We start from the raw sequence: 23073 nt of genomic DNA, 5'->3' as shown, positions 1-23073 counted from the left end.
GTAGTGTCAGTCTTTTTTGAACATGGCACAATCTACAACAGGTTAACGGTTTAAGGGGAAAGGGTATAATAACATCAAGTATTTACTTATCCTCTGAATACGTTTAAAGGAGAAATCGTATGATTCCCAGAACAATAGAAGAACTAGAAGAAGTTCGCAAAGAGTGTAAAGCATTGGTGAACAAGCGGGCATCTGCTTCGGCTGCTGTTTCAATCGTTCCCATTCCAGGTATGGACGTCGGGGCTGATATCACCATCATGATGGAGCTGCTGCCTACAATTAATGAAAAATTTGGCCTGGCACCAAATCAAATTGAAAAACTGGATGCCACCCTGAAGGGAAAAGTTATTGTGGTCCTTACCTCTATGGGAAGCGAGTTTGCCGGGAAGGTGATCACGAAGAAAATGATCGGCCTCCTGTTAAAGAAGGCAGGGAAGAAGATTGCCGTCAAGCAGGTATCGAAGTTTGTACCTTTGGTGGGACAGGCGGTCGCGGCCGGTATTAGCTTTGGAGCGATGAAATACCTTGGAAACTCTCACGTGGAGGAATGCTATCAAGCCTGCAAAAAGATGATTGAAGAACAGCAGGTACCCGTCGGTTAACAAAAAACACCCCTTATACACCGGACGTATAAATCCAACGTATAGGGGGTGTTTTATTTATTTTTCAACTTGGCCAGACGGAAGACCGGAGATATAACCGACACCGCCAGTTTCCTGAATGCCGATTCCTTTTTTCATGGCTTCTTCAAGCTTCGTCTTATCTACTGCTGTAATCTGTTTTCCTTCCAGATCCTCTCCAGGATGCTGGAAGTTGCTGAGAACATAGCACGAGTTCTTCACGTGGTCCACTGCACGTAAGCCGGTGGCTTCTGCTCCAACAGGTACAGATAAGATTCTTGATAGTTTCTTTGTTTTCACATTGTAGGCCCAAACAAAGTTATTCGTATGGTGTGCGCTGTCTTCACCAATGAACAAGGTGTTCATGTCGTCAGAAAAGCTCAAGTTGTCAGGGTTGGCTACTTTATTTGGATTCGCTGTATTTCCATAGGCATCCGCTTTAGGATAATCGTCACCGACCAACAGGCCATTCATGCTCGAAGGCACATACTTGCTGTCAATGTGTCCTTTTTTATGATCTTTTTCACCAGGATTCAAATCCAGTTCAAAGGTAACACCTGAGTCAATGACCGGAAGCTGGATATCATCCTGAACCCCGTCGATTTCTTCTTTTTTCATACTGTTGTTTTCATAGGAGATGGCAATATAGGCTTTGTTGTCCGCTTTATTTACTGCGATGCCTTCCATCTTGTTGAATTCGGAGGTTGCCCCAAGCAGTGCACCATATCGGCGGGATTCCAGGAATGCAGCTGCTTTTTCCATGCCCGGCTTCACTTTCAGGTACTCCACTTTTTTACTTGCTGCGGTTTTCACGGCTTTAAAGCCGGGTGCAGGCTTGTCTGATGTTTCAAAGATATCGCTGAACTTGGTGCCTTTGTCGATGATTCTCTTTACTTCTTTATCCGTAGAGTACCCCAGCTTAATCCACTGCAGATCTCCTGCTCCCCCGTTGGCCGTTGAAGTCTGCTTGAATTTTGCCGCATAAAGTGTGCCTGCAGAGAAGTCACGCTTTTTATCAGCAACATACATAAACATCATGGTATTGCCGCCGTCATCTCCGAAAAGTGCGGTTTTTTGGTCTGGAAGCACCTGCATGATCTCATGAGAGAACCGGCCTGTACTATAATGCTTTACAACCGATGCCTTACCATTTGGATGTACGGAAATCTCAGGAATCCATCCGTAAAAATAAGGATTGGCTTTGGAGGCATCACCAAAATACTGTTTGGCAAAGTTGGTGACGTCACGGTATGAAGAGGAAGCTGGATCTTCAAATGCTCTTGCATCCGGTTCATATTCTTCAGATCCGAGATGAGTTCCCCATTCTGTTGTTGATCCATTACATGGTGTCCATAGTCCGTTTACATTAGAGAAATCAATCTTTTTTGCATGATTTACGGTAAGCTTGCCGGTCTTCTTATCCCGGTCTACTTGTGTCAATGTCATGGACGCAGGAAGGCCGCTAATCTCATTTCCGGAATTGTCCATTGAATCATACTCATAGTGAGAGATGACATAGTCTTTTCCAGCAATGGTGATGAAGCTGTTGGAATCGGGTGCATCTGAAATGTAATAAGACGGCTTGTCCGGTACGCTGTGGTCAATGATTGGGTTACCTCTTGCGTCTATTGGAGTGCCGGCTGGTATCTTTTCGCCTTTGTTGTCTACAATTTTATCCTTTGATAAGAAGAGCTGGTTGTAGTCTAGAGGCATTTCTTTCACTTTACCATTTTTATAAGTAATTTTTACTTTAGCGTCTGTGTAGGTTTTGACCATGTTTTCGATGGTGCTGGGGGCTTTCATTGATGTAAATTCGATGTTCTTGATTTGATTGTTTTGCTTATGATGGTTGTGCTCAGCGAATACAGGAATGGCGCTTGAAGCCATAATGGCTAATGATAATCCGACTGTGATGCCTTTTTTCATGGTTCATCCTCCCTAACGAGTGTGATTCGTCCTCATTAAACCACTTTACTGTTAAGGAGGTATGAAGAAAAAGGGGATTAGTGTTGGTGTTTCGTAAAGAAATCATGACAATGCTAATACATTTAATTCTGATTGCCCGCTGCAATGGGTGTTTTGTAGCCTATGGCATGAAATTCTGAAATTTTGGGTTCTGACTGCTTGGCTACCAGACCCTCTTTTCCTTTCTCGCACACGGCTTGAACGTTACTGATCCTGATTTGATGGATTCCAGGTCCGATATGAAGAGCGGTAGGCGCTGAATCCTGAATGGTTACGTTTCGGATTTCAACGGCATCTGCACCATGGCTGCTGCCAAATACTTTGACATCCTCCCCTGCGGTTTTAAAATGCTTGATGTCCAGTCCGTTTAATATAATATTCCGCGAACGGTACTGAACAGCAATGACAGGCTCTCCGCGGTAATCATAATCGGGATCACCAATGACGGCGAAGTGATTGATCACCACGTTTCTGTAAGCGGAGATGACCATTGCCCTCGGTGTGGACTCCTTATACAAAGGTGTTCTTATGGGAGCCACCGCTACAATATAACTTGCTTTTATATTATAGGCGGTCATCGATACTGGATCCGTTTCGATGTGATGGCCGATATGCCTGAAGTTATACGAGCGGTTGTCATGAATGGACAGGTGCCCGATAATCTGTGTGTTGCTCGCCGCTGCAGAATTATGGTGGGCTTTGATTTCCACACCGCCAAAGCAGCGGGTTGTTGAATTGTTGACGAGGGTGACGTTTCTGGAACCGTCATCGACCTCGATCCCGTTAGAATTTGAAAATCCTTCTTTGTGCGCCCGCCCGCTCGGATCACACATATGGCAATTTGAAATTAAAATATTATCGCTGTGATGGGTCGTAATTCCATCATCCCCGAAGCCATACCCATTCAACTGGTCGAGCCAAATGTACCGGCTGCTTCTTCTGGCCCTTGTGCCGTCCCCAAAATACGTGTAAACCGCAGATGAAACATCAAAACAATGCAGACCGGGATTGATTCCTTCCACATCCTTCACCCAGCCATATGTGACGTGGGCGAAGGTGAGGCAGCTCGATTGATTGTTTCCGGATGCTGTCCGTTTATTGGGACCTAAACGTTCGACGTTCCAATCCAGACTCATGCCCTGAACAAAAACATGGTGGTTGCCTCTCCAACGGCCAGAATTGGTGAGCAGCTGCCGGCTTCGGGGTGCACGGTCGTGAAGCTTGATTACGGTTGTTCCTTTACCGGATCCAATCAGCATCGTCCATGAAGGAAGCCGGATGCCCTTTGTCACAAACACGCCTTCAGGCACAATAACTTTTACCTTTCCATGGCCGATTGCTTTTTTGAACGCTTCGGTATCATCAGTCACTCCATCGCCCGCCGCGCCAAACTCTTTGACATTTACCTCCCGGGTGATTTCGTTTTGAAGTCTGCTAAACTCCCGGTCAAGCTCTTTTTTCCATGAAGGAAAGATCGAGTCCTGCTTATCGGTCTCCACCTGTGGCATGTCTTCCAAATGTTTGTGCCATGACGTCGACAGAAGGATCCGCGGAAAGCTGTGCAGCAATTTTTTAAACGAGAATAACGAGGAATGCAGCACGGCAGGCAACGGGTTCAGCTCCTGGAAAAGAGCGTCTGTTTCACTGATTAAGTTTTTCATGTCCTGTTTTTGGCTGAAATAGGACGCAATCAGCTCCTTATTTTTCAGTGGATCATGTTTCTTGTCTAATGTCAGCATGCATTCTTCACCTCAGCTCGGAAACGTATTATATTTACTGTACCTCCTATTCCCGTTTTTTCCTCCAAATGAATCACCATTCCTTGTAAAGGCATAAGAAAACCCCTTCAGAAGAAGGGGATGTCAATGCTCTGTTAAGCTGCCCAGCGAAACCTGCTGTTCGCTTTCAGGCTGTCCAAGTGGATAGATGCGGGCGGTTTCTCCTTGTTCGTCTACATGCTGGATATATACTGGCACACCATCCAAGGTCACGTTTGCCATAACAGGAGAAGACGCAATTTCTTGTGCGCGTTGCTTGTTCATTTATAAAAAACCTCCTTTTTCACCCTTACTATGGACGAGGAGGAGGTTTTTTATACGAGATGAATTTATTGCGCCAAGAAGATGAGCTGATATAAAAACAGCACGGCAAACACGTATACAAGTGGATGTACTTCCCGGATTTTTCCTTTGGCAAATTTCATGATCGGGTAAGAGATGAAACCAAGGGCAATTCCGTTGGCGATACTGGATGTCAGCGGCATGCTGACGATGACGAGAAATGCCGGGAAGGCTTCATCGAAGTCATTCCAATCAATTTCCGATATACTTTTAATCATAAAGCTGCCGACAATGATTAAGCTTGGTGCGGTAATGGCAGGAACGGCAGAAACAGCGCTGACGAGCGGTCCGAAAAACGCGGCGATCAAAAACAGGATAACAACGGTTACTCCGGTTAAGCCTGTTTTTCCTCCAGTACCGACTCCGGCCGAAGATTCCACCGTTGCTGCTGTCGGACTGGTTCCGAACATGGCACCAACCGCTGTTCCGATTGAATCTGAAAAGAAGGCACTGCCTGCACGGTCGAGTTTGCCGTTCTTCAGCAATCCTGCCTGGCGTACGATACCGAGAAGGGCTCCGGTTGTATCAAAAAGCATAACAAGAAGGAATGAAAACACAACGCTGTACAATCCGTAATGGATGACATCGGCCACCGATTGAATGGGATTGTAGACAAGCACACCTTCAGGAAGGTGCGGCACAGAAAGAAATCCTTTATCAAAGCTTAACCGGCCGGTGAAAAAGGCGATGATGCCTGTAATGATCATGCCGATAAAAAGGGCACCCTGCACGTTGAGTGTCATTAATGTAATGGTGATAACGATTCCGATCAATGTCAGCGCCACTTTCGGCGAGCTGAAATCTCCAAGGGTTACGAGATTGGTCGGGTGATCGGCGACAATGCCGGACAGGCGCAGTCCGATAAAGGTGATGAACAAGCCGATTCCGGCTGCAATGGCATGTTTTAAATTGGACGGTATCGCATTGATCAGCTTGGCTCGAAATGACGTCAGGGAAAGAATCAGAAAAATAATACCTGTGATAAAAACTGCCGAAAATCCAACGGCATATGAAATGTTATGGCTGCTGATGACCGAGTAGGCAAAATAAGCGTTTAACCCCATGGATGGACCAATGATAATCGGATAGTTTGCGAAAAATGCCATGCACAGCGTTCCTACGACCGTAGCGATAATGGTAGCGGTAAAGCCTTGTTCGAACGGCACGCCCGCATCTTTTAATATCATTGGATTAACAACAATAATATAGGCCAAGGTTAAAAAGGTGGTAATACCCGCCAGGAATTCCGTTCGTATGGTGGTATTCCGCTCCTTAAGTTTAAACATACTGACACTCCTAACTTCAATTTCTCTCTATTCAAAAAGGTGCCACTAACTAATAGACTTCTCCATTACGGGCTCAAGGTAAACCTAAAAAATTACTTTATCACAAAAAAGAGGCAAATGGAGGGAGGAAGTTTTTCCAAGAAAACATTCAGAAACTTCTGAGCGGGGTATTTCTTTAAAATAGAAGGTGTTACTCTAAAATTGTCAAATATTATTAGGTAGAGGAGTGTCGGAATCTATTCAAATCGTTCGAAGTTCTATATAGTAGAACTTCAGCCACTTTTATTTCAGACTCTCTTCTTTAACAGCATACATATTTTAAGCGTATGGCTGAGTAATACCTTGTGCCACCAGGTAGTTTTAGATAAAATATTAGGAGGAATAGATACTATGCAATATCATTTTTTAGTAGGTAATGACAACGGAAACAGCGAGCATGATATTTACATTGATGGGCGTTTATTTCAACAGCCGAATGTTAACTGCGCAGTGGATCAACTGCCTTGGAGCGAAGAGCAGGCTCCTGAAACAATCGTACGCAACCTTCAGGATAACCTGATCGTAACGATTGATTCCCCTGCTGCACGTGCGGGTATGTACTATGTGGGCAAGTTTGCGCTTGAGAGCGGCGAGCTGATTGAAAACATCCAGGTGGGTGTGGACTACAAATACGAGATTGACCTTCCAGTCGTCAACACGCTTGCCCAGATTGCGGCCGTAGCGGTTCAAAAAGGATTTGCGGAAGAAAAGAAGCTGCCTGCATCCATCGATGTATCGGCCGATATGGCGACTGCGCTTCCGATTACCCAGCATTCCGACGAATCTGCAGCAAAATTTGAAAAGCGCTTCATGAATGGACCGCACCACGTAACGGTTCATGTGGGTAAACAGCGTGTGGCAGTAAAAGTAGAATTTGAGTTTGTTAAAGTTATTCCTGAAGCAACTCCAGTAACCTTCTCTCTACAAAAGGATGCAGATGGCAACTGGAGAAAAGGTGATATCTTTGATGCTTTTATTGAAGAAAATGATCTGCCGAAGAACTTTAATGGAAGCTTCTTTAAAAACAAACGAATCCTTCACACTGATATTGGCGACGGTTCTACGGAGTATCCGATTACAGAAGGAAATAAATTTTTGCGCCAGTTCGTGCACGGTACCAACCACGGTGCAGGGTATGCGATTGAGGAGGCACTCAGCGAGTTTAACCGCCTGATCCACCTTCCAGACAGCCCGCGTCAATTTTTCAGTGACGTGATCAAAAACCCGAACCACAAATATCATGCGCGTGCGATGAACACGTTGAAAAGACCGCTTGAAGGACAAGCGCGCCAGATCATCAACAATATCCGCAAGCAATTGACAAAGGCTAGAAACGAAATCGATTTGATCTGCGTATATGGCGGTGGAAGCATTCTTATGCAGCCGATCCTTGCTCCGATGCTGAAGGAACTTTGTGAAGAGCGCGAAATCCAGCTTCTTTACATCCCTGCAAAATATGCAGTGACAATGAATGCGAACGGATTGGATGCGTTTGTACGCGGTAAGATCTACGGTGCGATCAAAGACCGTGCGAAACAGCCGGTTTAAGTTTTCATTTTAAATGGTAAGGGGGTGTAATGATGAAGAAACAAAAAAAGCCAGGCGATAATATTTCATTGAAGACGAAAAAAAATGAAGCCCCCGCCATTATTGACTGGATTAACTCACAAACGAATTTGATGGATTCCATCCGCTACCTCGTTGAAAATGAAATAAAAGCCAACGGTGTTCGAAATCTGCAGCAGCATGTTCCTGCTGACCGGGGCTTTACCTTCGGGGATGAAGGCCAAGGTGTGGTGCAGGAAGATCCGAAGCATTCACCAGAGTATGATGATGTCATCGATGAAGAAGAAATCGACGAGGACGATATCGAGTCCTGGACATAAGAAGAATTGGAATGTTGAAAGCCGGCTTTGGAGATATGCTCCTGAGCCGGCTTTTTTTGTTGTGGGTTTACCGATCCTTGCTCGAAAAACCACAGAACTCGCCCGCAAACCCGACAAACTTGGCTAAAATACTCCTCGAACACATCCTCATCACCCTTCAAATCCACACCCCTCTCCCCCGTTCACTATGAAAATACGCCTCAAGTCTTAGCAGAAATATAGCTGCAGTACATTATAGGAAAATACGGCAGAAGGTAAGCTAGAGTTAAGAAAGGAGGAAACAACAAATGAAAAAATTTGGTTTGTTTTTACTCGGAGGCATTGCGGCGGTTATCCTGCTGGCGAACCTCGGGCCGATGATCGGCCTTGCGATCGGGCTGGTCATTCTATACTTTTCCGTCAAAGGATTTATGAAGGCGGAAACGACATCCAAGAAAGTAATCTGGGCCGTAATCGGCATAATTGCAGCATGCTCCGCTATATCCAATGTTCCGGCATTGCTAGGGCTCGCAGCAGCTTATGTACTATATGTGGTGTATAAGAACTGGAGCGGGAAAAAACAGGACTCGAACGATGACAGTGACCCATTTGTAAACTTTGAAAAACAATGGGCAGAAATGAACAGAAACTAACAAAAGGAGAGAAGAATAAATGAGCACATTATTTACAAGAATCAAAAATTCTATTGCAGCGGACTTTCATGAAATGCTGGATCAAAAGGAACAGAAAAACCCGATTGCCCTGCTTAACCAATATTTACGGCAGTGCGAGCAGGAAACGGACCGGGTCAGAAAGCTGGTGGAACGCCAATATACGCTGACTGAGGAATTTACAAAAGAACATCGGGAAGCAAAGGCACACGCGGAAAAACGAAAGCGGCAGGCGGATTTGGCACTCCAAGCCGGTGAAAGCGAGCTGCATGAATTTGCAGTGGCTGAACAGCAGCAATACGAGGAGCGTGCAGCCCGGCTGAGTGAATCAAGAGAAGAAGCGACACGCGAGCTTCAAAATTTGGAGCAAAAGTTTGAGCAAATGAAGCATAAATTAAAGGATATGTACGTGAAACGCATGGAATTGATGGGCCGGGAAAATATTGCCCGGGCAAACAGGGGCATGAACAAGGTGCTTGATGCCAGTGCAGGCGCTAAACCGGGGCTGCGTTTCGATGAAATGGAACGTTATCTAGAGCGGCTTGAGCATCAGGTCAATTCCGACTACCACCGCAACACGATCGATGAGCGCTTTGCCCAGCTTGAAAAACAATGGGAAAATAAAGAAAAACCTACAATTTCCTAAGGTAAAAATGATATTCTAAAAGGCGTAGAGCTCTGCGCCTTTTAGAAATACGCAGGAGCCGGGGACAGAGCGAGAAGGGGGTGCACCATGTTTAGCGGTAAAAAAACAGATCTAATCAGCTGGCTACTTTTGATCGGCCTATTTCTTCTTATTCTTGAACTTATTTTTCGCGGAGGCGAACTGATTTTCATTTTTGCCGTTATGGCAGGCTGCATCTATGTTGGCGGAAAAAGAAGGACTCGGACATTCGGGAAGCTTCTCTATTGGGGCGGATGGTTTGGAGCAGCTGTTACATTGCTGAATATGATGGCGTTCAAATTTGTGCTGGTTGCTATTCTCATTTATCTGCTTATTCAGGTGTACCAGAACAAAAAGCGGCCGGCATGGATTAAGCCGGAAATCAAAGAGCCGGATTCCAGGCTGTCCGAGTCACTCTTTAAAAAAAAGAATTTGTTTAAAAACATTGTGTACGGACCCCAGCAAACCCCTGACCAGGTGTATGAATGGGAAGACATTAATATTCAATGCGGAATCGGTGACACGGTCATTGACCTAAGCAATACCGTCCTCCCTGAGGGTGAGTCAGTGATCACGATTCGAAATATTGTCGGCAATATCAAAATTTTCGTTCCATATGAAGTGGCGGTCAGCGTCGACCACTCGGTGCTGGCAGGCAACGCGACCATTTTTGATATTCATGAACCAAAAGTGTTTAATCAGCTTTTCTCCTACCATACGGATAACTATTATGAAGCGTCTCAGCGGATTAAGATCATCACAACATTGGCGGTTGGGGATTTAGAGGTGAAGCGGACATGAGTATGTTAATGCGCAGTGTCGTCATGTCCCTTGCCATCGCTTTTGTGGTTATGTTAGTGATCTTCATTACTGTGTTTATGGCGTTTCCCCTGCCTGATGTCTCGTATTTATGGGAACAGCATCTGTTCAGCCTGCCGTTTATAGTGGTTGTTCCTGCCCTGAGCCTTGTTATTGGCGGTTTTTTTGGTTTGTTTCAGGGCATCATTGCACGCAGGCAGCTGAAGCAGGTGGAGGAAGGGCTGCGGGAAATTGAGAACGGAAGACCCATTTATCTTCCGGTAGTTTCCGAGGGTACAGAGGTGGATGCACTCTGGAAGCGAATGAAAAATGTTCAGCGCCATGCTGCCGAGCAGGCAAGAGCATCCCAGAAGCTGGCGAATGAGAAGGCGGAGGACCAGGAAAAAGTCATTCAGGAAATGATTTCCAGAGAGCGGCACCGTTTGGCACGGGAACTGCATGATTCCGTCAGCCAGCAGCTCTTTGCCGCCTCCATGCTGATGTCCGCCATCAATGAATCCAAAGATCCTGGTGCTCCCGAGAACCGTCAGCTCAATTTGGTGGAGCAGATGATTCATCAATCCCAGCTGGAGATGAGAGCCTTATTGCTCCATCTGCGCCCTGCGGCTTTGAAGGGAAAGTCGTTGCAGGAAGGTATTAAAGAGCTGCTCGATGAACTAACCCAAAAAGTACCGATTGACATTCATGAAAAAATTGAAGACATGCGGTTGGATAAAGGTGTGGAAGACCATCTTTTCCGAATTTTGCAGGAGTCGGTTTCCAATACACTAAGGCATGCAAAAGCTACCTCGCTGGAGATTTTGCTGATCGAGCGGGAAGGTCTCATTATTTTACGAGTCTCCGACAATGGCGTTGGGTTTGCACTTGATGAATTTAAAGCAGGCTCGTACGGTTTGCAAAATATGCAGGAACGGGCGCTGGAAATTGGCGGTACATTAAAAGTGGTGAGTCTGCCCGACAAAGGGACCCGGCTGGAAGTTAAAGTACCCGTAATCTCGATGGAGGAGGATCAAAATGATTAAAGTATTGTTTGCAGATGATCATGAAATGGTGAGGATCGGTGTTTCTTCCTATCTTTCTGCCCAGCAGGACCTGACCGTTGTCGGTGAGGCGGAAAATGGAAAAAAGGCCGTTGAGCTGGCTCTCGAGCTGCGTCCGGATGTGATCTTGATGGATCTTGTCATGAATGAAATGGATGGCATCGAAGCAACCAAAAAGATTATCGAACAATGGCCGGAAGCCAAAATCATTATTGTCACCAGTTTTCTGGATGATGAAAAAGTGTATCCCGCCATAGAAGCCGGTGCGGTAAGCTATATGCTGAAAACTTCCAAAGCCAGCGAGATTGCGGATGCTGTTCGGAATACATATTACGGCCAATCCGTTCTGGAACCCGAAGTGACAGGCAAAATGATGAACCGCATGCGGCAAAGAAACCAGCAGCATCCCCATGAGGAGCTGACGAGCCGTGAATTGGAGGTGCTTCTTCTCATGACCGAAGGGAAATCCAACCAGGAAATTGCCGATACCCTCTTCATCGCCCAGAAAACCGTTAAAGTCCACGTAAGCAACATCTTAAGCAAACTCGATGTACAGGACCGCACCCAGGCTGTCATCTATGCTTTTAAGCATAATCTTGTGAAATAAGGATATGCGTAACAGGTGAAACTCATAGCCATTGCGCCGAGGGGCACAGCGCACGCCCCGTGGAAAACGATCATCCTGGAACGGAAATCAACTACCCCACAAGCAACATAGGATTACAAGAATTCACCGCCAGCATAACCTTCATGCCGGCGGTTTTTTTGCGTTCACCGATAAAACCTTGAGAAACAGGGAATAAAATAGTAGACAGAGAAGTGTGAATTTTGTCCGCATGATGTAAACAAAACCGAAATATGATAATATAATTTAAGAACGAGATACTTATCATCACTGGCTAAATTCTGAATAAAAGTGTCTTTACCACGTGTACATTTGTTCAGACTCACATAACAATTTTTTTATCCATGAAAGGAGAGTAATGTATGTCAAGTCATGTACTGGACCAATTTTTACAGGAAAACCTTGGAGATCTAAAAGAAAAAGGGCTTTATAACGTGATTGATCCGCTTCAAAGTGCGAACGGACCGGTCATCAAGGTTGGCGGAAACGAATTGATTAACCTCTCTTCCAACAACTATCTTGGATTGGCGACAGATGAGCGCCTGAAGAACGCTGCCAAAGAGGCCATTGACGAATATGGTGTAGGTGCAGGGGCAGTGCGTACCATCAATGGTACGATGGAGCTTCATTTGAAGCTTGAAGAGAAGCTGGCTGAATTCAAACATACGGAAGCCGCAATCGCTTATCAGTCCGGTTTCAACTGCAACATGGCTGCAATCTCTGCTGTCATGGATAAAAATGACGCAATCCTTTCTGATGAACTAAACCATGCTTCCATTATCGACGGTTGCCGTTTATCAAAAGCAAAGATTATCCGGGTCAACCATTCCGACATGGACGATCTTCGTGCGAAAGCGAAAGAAGCCAAGGAATCCGGCTTATATAACAAAATCATGGTCATTACGGACGGTGTTTTCTCCATGGACGGAGATATTGCCAAGCTGCCTGAAATCGTTGAAATTGCAGAAGAATTTGACCTGATTACGTATGTGGATGATGCCCACGGTTCTGGCGTGCTTGGCAATGGCGCAGGAACGGTGAAGCACTTTGGGCTGTCTGACCGAGTAGATTTCCAAATTGGTACACTTTCAAAGGCAATAGGTGTGGTCGGCGGATATGTAGCCGGCAAGAAGGATTTGATCGACTGGCTCAAAGTCAGAAGCCGTCCATTCCTATTCTCCACCTCCCTTACTCCGGGAGATGTGGCCGCTTGTACAAAAGCCATTGAAATCCTGACTTCCAGCACAGAACTGCAGGAACGCCTTTGGGAAAACAGCAAATACTTAAAACAGGGTCTTGAAAAGCTCGGTTTTGATATTGGAAACAGCGAAACACCTATTACACCGGTCATCGTTGGGGATGAAGTGAAGACGCAGGAGTTCAGTAAAAAACTGAACGAAGAAGGCGTATATGCCAAATCCATTGTTTTTCCTACCGTACCAAGAGGGACTGGCCGAGTAAGAAATATGCCTACTGCGGCCCATACGAAGGAAATGCTCGACCAAGCTCTTGCCATTTACGAAAAAGTCGGCAAGCAGATGGGGATTATCTCCTGATCGCACAGCCGGCTTAGATTTGGAGGAATGATGATGAAGAAGATTCTGATTACAGGGGCGCTTGGCCAAATCGGTTCAGAGCTGGTCATGCATGCCCGTAAAATATATGGAAATGACAATGTTATTGCAACGGATATCCGTAAAACCGACAGCGCGGTCGTCCATTCGGGACCATTTGAAGTGCTTGACGTTACCGATCCGCAAGCAATGGCAAGCATTACGAAAAAACATCAGGCGGATACCATTATCCACCTAGCAGCCCTGCTGTCTGCCACTGCAGAAGCAAAACCTCTGCTCGCATGGAACCTGAATATGGGTGGGCTGGTGAATGCGTTGGAAGTGGCCAAAGAAATGAACTGCCAGTTCTTCACGCCAAGTTCCATTGGCGCTTTTGGCCCGTCTACACCGAAGGACCAGACACCGCAGGATACGATTCAGCGTCCAACCACAATGTACGGTGTCAATAAAGTAGCTGGCGAGCTGCTCTGTGATTATTATTATCACAAGTTTGGACTGGATACACGGGGTCTGCGTTTCCCAGGATTGATTTCATATGTAACACCTCCTGGAGGTGGAACAACTGATTATGCGGTCGAAATTTATTACGAAGCGGTACGCAAAGGAAGCTATACCTCTTTTATTGATGCAGAAACCTACATGGATATGATGTATATGCCGGATGCCTTGAATGCGATCATCAACCTCATGGAAGCAGACCCTTCTAAGCTGATGCACCGCAATTCGTTTAATGTGTCGGCCATGAGCGTCGAACCGGAACAAATCGCAGCATCGATTAAAAAGCAGATGCCTTCCTTTACGATGGATTATGAGGTGGATCCAATCAGACAGGCGATTGCCGAGAGCTGGCCGAACCATATCGATTCATCTGCTGCTGCCAATGAATGGGGCTTTAAAACAGACTATAATTTAGATAAAATGACAGCAGATATGCTGTCAAAGCTTACTGATAAGCTGAACAACAAAGTGGCAAATTAAAATAATAAAGAAAAAGGAAGCCTGAACTGGCTTCCTTTTTTGAACGGAAAGGAGTACATAAATGGCTGATTTTAACTCCATGAAGCTGAACCCCCGGCTTTTAGAATCATTGAAGAACCAGGGGATTTACGAGCCGACGCCGGTTCAGGATCAGGTAATCCCCCTCCTGTTGGAGGGAACGGATGTGATCGCCAAGTCACAGACCGGAACAGGAAAAACCATGGCATTTGCACTGCCGGTTCTGCAGCGGATTGATCCGGAAGTCAAAAATGTACAAGCATTGATTGTGGCACCAACAAGAGAACTGGCCATCCAAGTGGCGGAGGAAGTAAAAAAATTAAGTGAACCAATGGGCATCGACGTTTTATCCGTATATGGAGGACAGGATGTCGTAGCGCAAATCCATAAGCTTGGCGGAAGCGTTCAAATCATCATTGCTACACCCGGCCGCCTTCTGGACCATGTCAGGAGGGAAACCGTGGATTTATCGCAAACCTCCATGCTTGTTCTCGATGAAGCCGACCAGATGCTTCATATCGGATTCCTTGAGGATGTGGAAGAAATTATCCGGCAGACATCGAAAGAGCGCCAAACGATGCTCTTTTCCGCTACGATGCCCCCTGAGATTGTAAAACTCGCAGAAACTTATTTAAAAAAACCGAAAGAGATTTCCATACGAAAAAAGGAAATCACTGTAAAAGAAATCAGACAGCGGGTAATAGAAACTACAGACCGGTCCAGGCAGGATGACTTAAAAAAACTGATTCGGATGCACCGTCCATATTTGGCGATCATTTTTTGCCGCACGAAACGAAGGGTCAGCAAATTATTTGAAGCCTTGCGGGAAGCAGGGTTGGAAGCGGATGAACTGCACGGCGATCTTTCACAGGCCAAGCGGGAAGCGGCAATGCAGCGTTTCAGGCAGGGAGAGACCCGTTTTCTTATTGCAACCGATGTGGCGGCACGGGGACTGGACGTCGAGGGCGTTACTCATGTGATCAACTATGATATCCCCCATGATACTGAAAGCTACATCCACCGGATCGGACGTACAGGGCGTGCCGGAAGCAAGGGACTGGCAATTACCCTGGTCGCCCCAAAAGATAAAAAATATCTGGAACTGATCGAAAAAGGAATCCGGCAGTCGATCCAAAAGCAAGTGCTGGAAAAGCCGGAACGAAAGAAGGATAAGTCATCCGAAGAAAAAAAGGGAAGCCAAAACCCCCGCAGATTATCAAAAAATAAACATCCGCGCAGATAATAATCCATTGGATGGATATAGGATTGAAAATGGACAAAAATAAGAATGTGAATGGCAAAACTTAAGTGTTGAAATTATTTTTTAGAAGTGGTTTAATATGAAACGCAGAGGGAAATAACAAGGTTAGAACTTAAAAGAGTCGCCGCAGACGGCGGCTTTTTCTTTTCTTGCGTATGGAAATAATTCGGAAATGGAAGCGTAAGAAGGAAATCCCAGAAATATGAACATTCTTTGAAAAATATGTGATGAAGTCGTGAAATTTAGTTGAAGAACTTATGACAGTTTATAAAAGGGTATCTATTTTTGGTGGAAATTTGGTATTATGTGAACAAAAGCACAATGTTAGTTATTTTGCAGTGAGAATTCTCACAACGATGTTGAAAGGAAGGAAGGTGGGCCTAGTGTTTAAGCGGTTTAAACCGTTTTTTGCGTTGGGACTTTTGCTGTCCGTTTTCTTTTTGGGCGGATGCAGTAATTATATAGTTCTTGATCCTAAAGGGCCTGTTGCTGCGCAACAGAAGGATCTTATTCTTTACTCTATTGGCTTTATGGCACTTATTTGTGTAGTGGTATATGTCTTATTCACATTCATCGTTATTAAATACCGCGACAGAAAGAACGATGATAACTATGAACCGGATCAGCATGGAAGCAAAAAGCTTGAAACGATCTGGACAGTTATCCCTATTTTGATTATCATCGCCCTGGCCATTCCGACGGTTAAGTCGATTTATGATGTCGAGAAGGTGCCGGTCTCTGCTTCAGGCCAGAAGAAGGAACCTCTTGTTATTACAGCTACAGCAGTAAACTGGAAATGGATCTTCTCCTATCCGGAGCAGGGCATTGAAACGGTCAACTACATTAATATTCCTAAAGACCGTCCGGTTCAGTTTAAATTGACCTCTGCAGATTCAATGTCTTCATTCTGGGTTCCAGAACTTGGAGGACAAAAATATGCCATGGCCGGCATGGAAACGAAATTATACTTACAAGCCGACCATACCGGAACATTCTCCGGCAGAAACTCAAACTTTAATGGTGAAGGATTTGCTCACCAGATTTTTGATGTGCATTCCGTTACTCAAAGCGAGTTCGACAAATGGGCGAAGGATACAAAAAGCAAGGCGCCTAAGTTGACCAAAAAGCAATATGATCAATTAATGGTTCAAGGTGAAGCAAAGAAAATGACATTCTCGTCAACACATTTAAAATGGGTAGATCATGCTAAAGAAGCAGACTATGCAGTGAAGACTCGTGAGCGTTTAGGCGAGGTTCCGCAAAATCCGCATGGATCCAAACAGAAAGATGCGAACAAGCCGGAATCTGACTCTCATGGGGAATCTCATTCCCATTAATAGAGGAGGCACTAAATTATGAAATGGGATGAATTTTTTGTTACGGGGGACCCGCTGATTTATGGTGCGGACGTCTCTATCGTTTTAACAGTTATCGGAATCCTATTCTACTTAACATATTTTAAAAAATGGAAGTGGCTATGGACGGAATGGCTCACTACCGTTGACCATAAGAAGCTGGGAATTATGTACATCGCTTCCGCAGTACTCATGCTGTTCCGCGGCGGAGTCGATGCTTTGCTCATGCGTGTACAGCTTGCTACACCGGATTCCAAGTTTTTGGATTCACAGCACTATAACGAAATCTTTACAACACACGGTACCATCATGATCATCTTCATGGCGATGCCGTTCTTGATTGGACTTATCAACGTCGTTATTCCGCTTCAAATCGGAGCACGTGATGTAGCATTCCCCTATCTGAATGCTGTCAGCTTCTGGACATTCTTTATCGGTGCAATGCTGTTCAACATCTCCTTCGTTATCGGGGGATCACCATCTGCCGGCTGGACAAGCTATATGCCGCTTGCCGGTAATGAATTAAGTCCCGGGCCGGGTCAGAACTACTACTTGCTCGGACTGCAGATTGCCGGGATTGGTACCCTGTTAACGGGTATTAACTTCCTTGTGACGATTCTCAAAATGCGTGCGCCTGGTATGACATTGTTCAGAATGCCTGTATTCACCTGGTCTGCATTGATCACTATGATTATCATCGTGTTTGCGTTCCCTATCCTTACAGTGGCGCTTGCACTTATGACATTTGACCGTTTATTCGGTGCCCATTTCTTTACCCTTCAAGGGGCTGGAATGGATATGCTATGGGCGAACCTTTTCTGGTTATGGGGCCATCCGGAAGTATACATTGTTGTTCTTCCTGCTTTTGGTATGTTCTCGGAAATTATCAGTGCGTTCTCCCGCAAAACGATTTTTGGTTACAAAGCAATGATTTGGGCAATGGTTATTATCGCAGGTTACAGCTTCTTGGTTTGGGTTCACCACTTCTTTACCATGGGTCAAGGAGAGCTTGTTAACTCAGTATTCTCCATCACAACAATGATCATCGGTATTCCAACCGGTATCAAGATCTTCAACTGGCTGTTTACGATGTACAAAGGTAAGATTTCCTTTACGACACCAATGCTTTGGTCACTTGGCTTTATCGTGAACTTTGTCATTGGTGGGGTTACAGGGGTTATGCTTGCGATGGCTGCAGCAGACTACCAGTACCATAACACGTACTTCCTGGTTGCCCACTTCCACTATGTATTGATCGCGGGTACCGTATTCTCATGTTTTGCAGGACTTATTTTCTGGTATCCGAAAATGTTTGGCTACAAGCTGAACGAGCGTATTGGAAAATGGGTATTCTGGGTATTTAACATTGGCTTTAACGTATGTTTCATCCCGCAGTTCATTCTTGGTCTTGATGGAATGCCGCGCCGTGTTTACACATACAGCGCTGCATCAGGCTGGGGTAACATGAACATGCTCTCCACTGTTGGTGGATTCTTGATGGGTATCGCGTTCTTGATTCTTGTTTACAACTTCTACTACAGCTTCCGTTATTCGGAGCGAGAAAATACAGGCGATTCTTGGGGTCTTGGACGTACGCTTGAATGGGCAACCACTTCTGCCGTACCGCCGCATTATAACTTTGCGGTAACTCCAACAGTAGATTCCTTTGATCCGTTGATTAAAATGAAACGTAATAATGTAAATCTTAAACCGAAGATTGAGGACATCAAAAAGATCCACATGCCGGACAATTCAGGAGTTCCATTCTTTATGGCTTCCTTCTTCTTTGTCGCAGGTTTCGGTTTAGTATTTGAATGGTATTGGATGGGTATTGTTGGTTTGATCGGTGTGTTTATTACCTTGATCATCCGCTCATTCGATAAAAACGAAGGATACTATGTAAGTGAAGAAGAAATAAAAGAAACGGAACGGTTAACCGTTTAAAGGAGGCGTGAACAATGGCACATGCAGAAGTACACGATCATAACACGCCTTTAGAATATCAGTCAGAGACCGGGCGCCTGAACATCCTCGGTTTCTGGGTTTTCCTTGGGGCGGAGATCGCGTTGTTTTCAACGCTGTTTGCAACGTACCTGGTTTTAATGTACAGAACAGGTGACGGGCCAACCCCACATGAGCTTTTTGAATTAAAAGGTGTGTTGATTGAAACTTTCCTTCTACTGACAAGTAGTTTCACGTGCGGTATCGCAATTCACGAAATGCGACGCCGCAATCGAAAGGGTTTATTTATTTGGATGATCATCACATTGGCCTTGGGTGCAGGATTCCTTGGCTATGAGATCTACGAGTTTGTAACATATGTGCATGAGGGCGCTGCTATTGGTACGAGCGCATTCTGGTCCGGTTTCTTCGTTATTGTAGGAACACACGGACTGCACGTAACAATGGGTATCGCTTGGATTACCTTAATCTTGATACAGGTGGCAAGACGGGGACTAACACCTCAAACGTCTGCTAAAGTCTTTATTTCAAGTCTTTACTGGCACTTCCTTGACGTGGTGTGGATCTTTATCTTTACCGCCGTGTATTTAACAGGGATGGTGTTGCATAATGGCTAATCCACAAGATTCACTTTCCAGAGAGCATGGAGGAATTCCATGGAAACACGTGATTGGATATATCTTGTCCATTATTCTTACAGCACTCGCTCTTTGGGTGACGTTTGAAACCGGATTTTCCACCCGCACCATATTGATTATCATTTTTATCTTTGCCTTTTTACAAGCAGCGCTTCAGCTTCTCATGTTCATGCATATGACAGAGAGCTCCGAGAAGAAGAGCAAGCTTACAGGCAATACACAGACAGGAAACATCTTGTTTGCGGCTTTCGTTGCGATTGTTATCGTCGCTGGTTCTGTATGGGTAATGGGTGCAGGACACGGGAAGCATGATCATCACAAGATGGACAGCAAAATGGAAGATATGAAAATGGACGGCGACATGAAAATGGAGCATAAATAAGAACACAGAAAAGCACCTTGCAGATTCTGCAAGGTGCTTTTTTTATATGGTTTTATTTAGACTCACGGTACAATCTGCGTCGTTCACGCTCACGGCGGATAAACGGAATCGCATAAAGTTTGAAGGCCGCTACATGGGCGAACACGACGTTTGCAACGAATACAATATTAAATATCAGATGTGCTAGAGGATTTAAATCTCCCATAACGTACAGTCCTACATACAGCCACATGATCGCAATAAATGGAATCTGCCATAAGGCCAGTTTTCTATGATCATGCCATAGGAATAACGGAGTAGCGGTAGCAACGAAAAGATAGACAACATAAACATCCATTATAATCAACTCCTTAAAATTGTGACAGCGTTTCCAATTGTGACGAAGTTAGGTCTGTTTTGTGAACAATTTGTTACAGTTAGTATACCACATTTGCAAAAATTTACTACAGAAAAACAAAAAATTGGGACAAAATTTCTATATTCTCCTAATTCGATGTGAATCGCCTGGGACAATGGAGGGATGATGAGCATACTCTATAATTGAAAACATCAAATTTCAACACGTAAAAGAGCATGGCGCTTTCACGCCATGCTTTTTCTCTTCTTAGTTATCGGATTTGTCCGTCGCCTGTCATACAATACTTGGTGGTGGTCAATGCAGGTAAGCCCATGGGTCCGCGTGCATGGAGCTTTTGGGTCGAAATACCGATTTCGGCCCCAAACCCGAGTGTAGATCCGTCAGTGAAGCGTGTGGACGCGTTATGGTACACAGCTGCTGCATCAACGCGGTTCATGAAATTTGCTGCTTCACGGGCATCTTCTGTAACGATGGCTTCAGAGTGTTTTGTTCCAAAGCGGTCAATATGTTCTATTGCTTCATCTGTGGCGTCTACGGTTTTAATTGCAATGGAAAGGCTGAGAAATTCCTCTGCCCAGTCTTGTTGAGTAGCAGGAACGGCTTCTGAGAAGCAGGAAACAATGTGTTCATCGCCATGGACCGTAATGCCTTGTCTCTTCAATGCCAGTTCGAGTTCCTGCTGATTTGCGGCCAGCCATTTACGGTGAACGATCAGTGTCTCTGCTGCATTGCATACTGCAGGACGGTCGGTTTTGGCGTTAATCAGGATATTAAGAGCTTTGTTGACATCTGCTGTTTCATCGAAATAAATATGACAGTTTCCCACTCCAGTTTCCAAAACGGGTACGGTGGCTTCGTTCACTACGGTATTAATGAGTGAACCGCCTCCCCGCGGGATAAGAACATCGATATGTTCCTTCATTGTAAACAGTTCACCGGAAGCCTTTCTGTCGGTGGTTGCAATAAGCTGGGCGGCGTCCGCGGGAATCTTTGTTTTTGCCAGTGCCTGTTGGATGACGCGGATGATCGCTTTATTGGAATTTAGAGCGCTTGAGCCGCCTTTTAATACGATAGCGTTTCCTGACTTGAGGGCCAGTCCTGTGGCATCCACCGTGACGTTGGGACGAGCTTCATATATCATGCCGATCACGCCCAGTGGAACACGCTTTTGTTCGACTTTCATACCGTTATCAAGGGTCCATTGACTTACAATTTCTCCGATTGGATCGTTTTGTCCCGCAACCTGTCTCAGTCCTTCTGCAAAGTCGGCAATTCGTTTTTCTGAAAGGGAAAGACGGTCCATAAAGGCTTGGGTAAAGTCCTTTTCCCTTCCGTTTTGAAGATCTTTTTCGTTTTCTTTTAAAATGAAGGCAGCCTGCAATTCCAGCTCGTCTGCCAAAATATGCAGTGCTTCGTTCTTTTCCTGCTCAGAAAGGCCTGCCAGTGTTTTGGACGCAATTTGCGCGGCCTTTGCTTGTTCTTTTACTTTTATATGGGTTACTTCTTTTTCTAAAGTACTCATCAAACGCCTCCTTATGATAATAGCGGTACAGCTAATCTGGTGTGGCATACAAGATCAGCATTGTTAATGGCCTCCTGAGGACCAAAATCAATGATATCTGCAATTTCTTCCTTCGTATGTCCTTTAATCTTAATTAAGTCCTTGGAAGAGTAATTACTGACGCCAAGCCCAATCTGAATGCCGTCGATATCTTTGATGCGCACCACTGCACCTTTTTTAAAATAACCTTCCACATATTCAATTCCTGTAGGGTACAAACTTTTATGCTCCGTAATCTCCGCTTTTGCTTCGTCTGACACCACGATTTCACCTTCTGGACCTGAATGAAATGCGATCCATTGTCTTCGAACGTCAAGGTTTTCACTGTCATCCTGCGGTGTGAAATATGTCCCTCTTGCTGTTTCCTGTACCGCATTATAAATAATGTTGGGTTTTGCAGCATCTCCGAGGAACGATGGAATACCAGAGGCCATTGCAATTTTTACAGCATCAATTTTTGAACGCATGCCGCCCGTTCCTACTTCACTTGCGGAATCGCCGGCAGATGCTTCGATTTCTGGTGTGATTTCATAAACCTCTTCCAATAAACGGGCATCCGGATTGTTTCTTGGATCTTCCGTATACAGACCATCGATATCTGATAAGATCAGAAGCTGGTCGGCATTGACCAGGCCTGACACTTTGGCGGAAAGTGTATCGTTATCCCCGAATTTCAGGCGTTCAACCGTAATCGTGTCATTTTCATTAATGATCGGCACGATGCCGCGGTCCAATAAAACATTTATGGTGTTCCTTGCGTTGTTGTATCGTTTTTTATCGGAAAAATCACTTCGCGTAATCAGGATTTGAGAAGCGGTATATCCGTGAGAAATAAATCTTTCCGAATAAGCTTCCATTAATAGTCCCTGTCCGATTGAAGCAGCAGCTTGTTTTTCCGGAAGTGATGTCGGCCGTGAAAGACAACCGAGCTTTCGGTATCCGGCAGCCACTGCACCTGAAGAAACGAGCACTACCTCATGTCCGTCATCTTTTAGCATGACAATTTCGTCCACCAGGCGTTCCAGTTTTCTTCGGCTGATTTCGCCATGGCGGCTGGTTAAGGAACTTGATCCGATTTTTACGACAATGCGTTTATTTTTAATAGTAGAAAGACTCAAAACGTTCACTCCTCGTATCTTCTTTTTCCGGTTCAATAAGCAACGGTTACGAGTATAACGAAGCTTGAAAATCGATACAACCGCTCAGGCCGAGATAGTGTGAATGATGTCCATAAAGGGAGGAATATAGAGGATACCGGATTTAATTACACCA

At 45.1% G+C, this 23073-nt stretch carries 22 protein-coding genes; 15 read left to right on the top strand and 7 right to left on the bottom strand.

Translation table 11 applies throughout. The features are described from left to right. The first annotated feature begins 119 nt into the window (after positions 1 to 119). Positions 120 to 602, top strand: coding sequence for a hypothetical protein (locus BLT53_RS21170; protein ID WP_090238387.1), 483 nt, complete (start codon positions 120 to 122; stop codon positions 600 to 602). Positions 603 to 659: 57 nt separating this feature from the next. Here the strand turns inward: BLT53_RS21170 and BLT53_RS21165 are convergent, their stop codons facing one another. The 4 genes from BLT53_RS21165 to BLT53_RS21150 all read right to left on the bottom strand — a co-directional run bounded on the left by BLT53_RS21165 (position 660) and on the right by BLT53_RS21150 (position 5991). Next, positions 660 to 2546 (bottom strand): PhoX family protein, encoded by a 1887-nt coding sequence (locus tag BLT53_RS21165; RefSeq protein WP_090238384.1) that lies wholly within the window; start codon positions 2544 to 2546, stop codon positions 660 to 662. A gap of 122 nt (positions 2547 to 2668) precedes the next feature. Further along, positions 2669 to 4324, bottom strand: a complete 1656-nt coding sequence (locus tag BLT53_RS21160) for a glycosyl hydrolase family 28-related protein (protein ID WP_090238381.1) — start codon at positions 4322 to 4324, stop codon at positions 2669 to 2671. A gap of 123 nt (positions 4325 to 4447) precedes the next feature. After that, positions 4448 to 4627: a small acid-soluble spore protein H gene (locus tag BLT53_RS21155; RefSeq protein ID WP_090238378.1), complete on the bottom strand. Its 180-nt coding sequence runs from the start codon at positions 4625 to 4627 to the stop codon at positions 4448 to 4450. A 65-nt stretch (positions 4628 to 4692) separates the two neighbouring features. Beyond that, positions 4693 to 5991: an NCS2 family permease gene (locus BLT53_RS21150; RefSeq protein WP_090238375.1), complete on the bottom strand. Its 1299-nt coding sequence runs from the start codon at positions 5989 to 5991 to the stop codon at positions 4693 to 4695. Between the two features lie 390 nt (positions 5992 to 6381). Here BLT53_RS21150 and BLT53_RS21145 point away from each other — a divergent pair, with 390 nt between their 5' ends. The 14 genes from BLT53_RS21145 (at position 6382) to qoxD (ending at position 19882) form a co-directional block, all read left to right on the top strand. Continuing rightward, positions 6382 to 7578 carry a ParM/StbA family protein gene (locus BLT53_RS21145; RefSeq protein WP_090238372.1) on the top strand — a complete coding sequence of 399 codons (1197 nt, stop codon included), beginning with the start codon at positions 6382 to 6384 and terminating at the stop codon, positions 7576 to 7578. 32 nt (positions 7579 to 7610) lie between these two features. Beyond that, a complete protein-coding gene (locus tag BLT53_RS21140) occupies positions 7611 to 7916 on the top strand; it encodes a hypothetical protein (RefSeq protein ID WP_090238369.1) in 306 nt (101 codons plus the stop codon). A gap of 287 nt (positions 7917 to 8203) precedes the next feature. Then, positions 8204 to 8548 (top strand): lmo0954 family membrane protein, encoded by a 345-nt coding sequence (locus BLT53_RS21135; protein ID WP_090238366.1) that lies wholly within the window; start codon positions 8204 to 8206, stop codon positions 8546 to 8548. Between the two features lie 19 nt (positions 8549 to 8567). After that, positions 8568 to 9212, top strand: coding sequence for a PspA/IM30 family protein (locus tag BLT53_RS21130; RefSeq protein ID WP_090238363.1), 645 nt, complete (start codon positions 8568 to 8570; stop codon positions 9210 to 9212). Between the two features lie 87 nt (positions 9213 to 9299). After that, entirely contained in the window at positions 9300 to 10031 is a 732-nt protein-coding gene (liaF, locus tag BLT53_RS21125) for a cell wall-active antibiotics response protein LiaF (RefSeq protein WP_090238360.1), read from the top strand. Further along, positions 10028 to 11071, top strand: a complete 1044-nt coding sequence (locus tag BLT53_RS21120; RefSeq protein ID WP_090238357.1) for a sensor histidine kinase — start codon at positions 10028 to 10030, stop codon at positions 11069 to 11071. The genes liaF and BLT53_RS21120 overlap by 4 nt, the downstream gene beginning before the upstream one ends. Continuing rightward, complete coding sequence (locus BLT53_RS21115; protein WP_090238354.1) at positions 11064 to 11696, top strand: response regulator transcription factor; 633 nt, start codon at positions 11064 to 11066, stop codon at positions 11694 to 11696. Before BLT53_RS21120 ends, BLT53_RS21115 begins: the two co-directional genes overlap by 8 nt. A gap of 380 nt (positions 11697 to 12076) precedes the next feature. Then, on the top strand, positions 12077 to 13270 hold the full coding sequence (locus BLT53_RS21110) for a glycine C-acetyltransferase (protein ID WP_090238351.1): 1194 nt from the start codon (positions 12077 to 12079) through the stop codon (positions 13268 to 13270). Between the two features lie 33 nt (positions 13271 to 13303). Beyond that, the gene (locus BLT53_RS21105; protein WP_090238348.1) at positions 13304 to 14266 is read left to right on the top strand and encodes an L-threonine 3-dehydrogenase; all 963 of its coding nucleotides are present in this window, start codon (positions 13304 to 13306) and stop codon (positions 14264 to 14266) included. Positions 14267 to 14327: 61 nt separating this feature from the next. Next, entirely contained in the window at positions 14328 to 15527 is a 1200-nt protein-coding gene (locus BLT53_RS21100) for a DEAD/DEAH box helicase (protein ID WP_090238345.1), read from the top strand. 401 nt (positions 15528 to 15928) lie between these two features. Then, positions 15929 to 16882, top strand: a complete 954-nt coding sequence (qoxA, locus tag BLT53_RS21095) for a cytochrome aa3 quinol oxidase subunit II (protein WP_090238342.1) — start codon at positions 15929 to 15931, stop codon at positions 16880 to 16882. Between the two features lie 18 nt (positions 16883 to 16900). Beyond that, the gene (gene qoxB / locus BLT53_RS21090; protein ID WP_090238339.1) at positions 16901 to 18844 is read left to right on the top strand and encodes a cytochrome aa3 quinol oxidase subunit I; all 1944 of its coding nucleotides are present in this window, start codon (positions 16901 to 16903) and stop codon (positions 18842 to 18844) included. A gap of 14 nt (positions 18845 to 18858) precedes the next feature. Continuing rightward, complete coding sequence (gene qoxC, locus BLT53_RS21085; RefSeq protein WP_090238337.1) at positions 18859 to 19479, top strand: cytochrome aa3 quinol oxidase subunit III; 621 nt, start codon at positions 18859 to 18861, stop codon at positions 19477 to 19479. After that, entirely contained in the window at positions 19472 to 19882 is a 411-nt protein-coding gene (qoxD, locus tag BLT53_RS21080) for a cytochrome aa3 quinol oxidase subunit IV (protein WP_090238334.1), read from the top strand. Before qoxC ends, qoxD begins: the two co-directional genes overlap by 8 nt. A gap of 52 nt (positions 19883 to 19934) precedes the next feature. On the opposite strand, the gene BLT53_RS21075 is transcribed toward qoxD, so the two are convergent. The 3 genes from BLT53_RS21075 to proB form a co-directional block, all read right to left on the bottom strand. Further along, complete coding sequence (locus BLT53_RS21075) at positions 19935 to 20219, bottom strand: spore morphogenesis/germination protein YwcE (protein ID WP_090238331.1); 285 nt, start codon at positions 20217 to 20219, stop codon at positions 19935 to 19937. 271 nt (positions 20220 to 20490) lie between these two features. Next, entirely contained in the window at positions 20491 to 21762 is a 1272-nt protein-coding gene (locus BLT53_RS21070) for a glutamate-5-semialdehyde dehydrogenase (RefSeq protein WP_090238328.1), read from the bottom strand. Between the two features lie 11 nt (positions 21763 to 21773). Further along, positions 21774 to 22919, bottom strand: a complete 1146-nt coding sequence (proB, locus tag BLT53_RS21065) for a glutamate 5-kinase (protein ID WP_090238325.1) — start codon at positions 22917 to 22919, stop codon at positions 21774 to 21776. Positions 22920 to 23073 lie beyond the last annotated feature (154 nt).

Source organism: Fictibacillus solisalsi (assembly GCF_900103485.1).
Classification (GTDB): Bacteria; Bacillota; Bacilli; order Bacillales; family Fictibacillaceae; genus Fictibacillus_C; species Fictibacillus_C solisalsi.
Note: the sequence above shows the minus strand (reverse complement) of the source record. Positions and strands in the feature narration are given on the sequence as shown.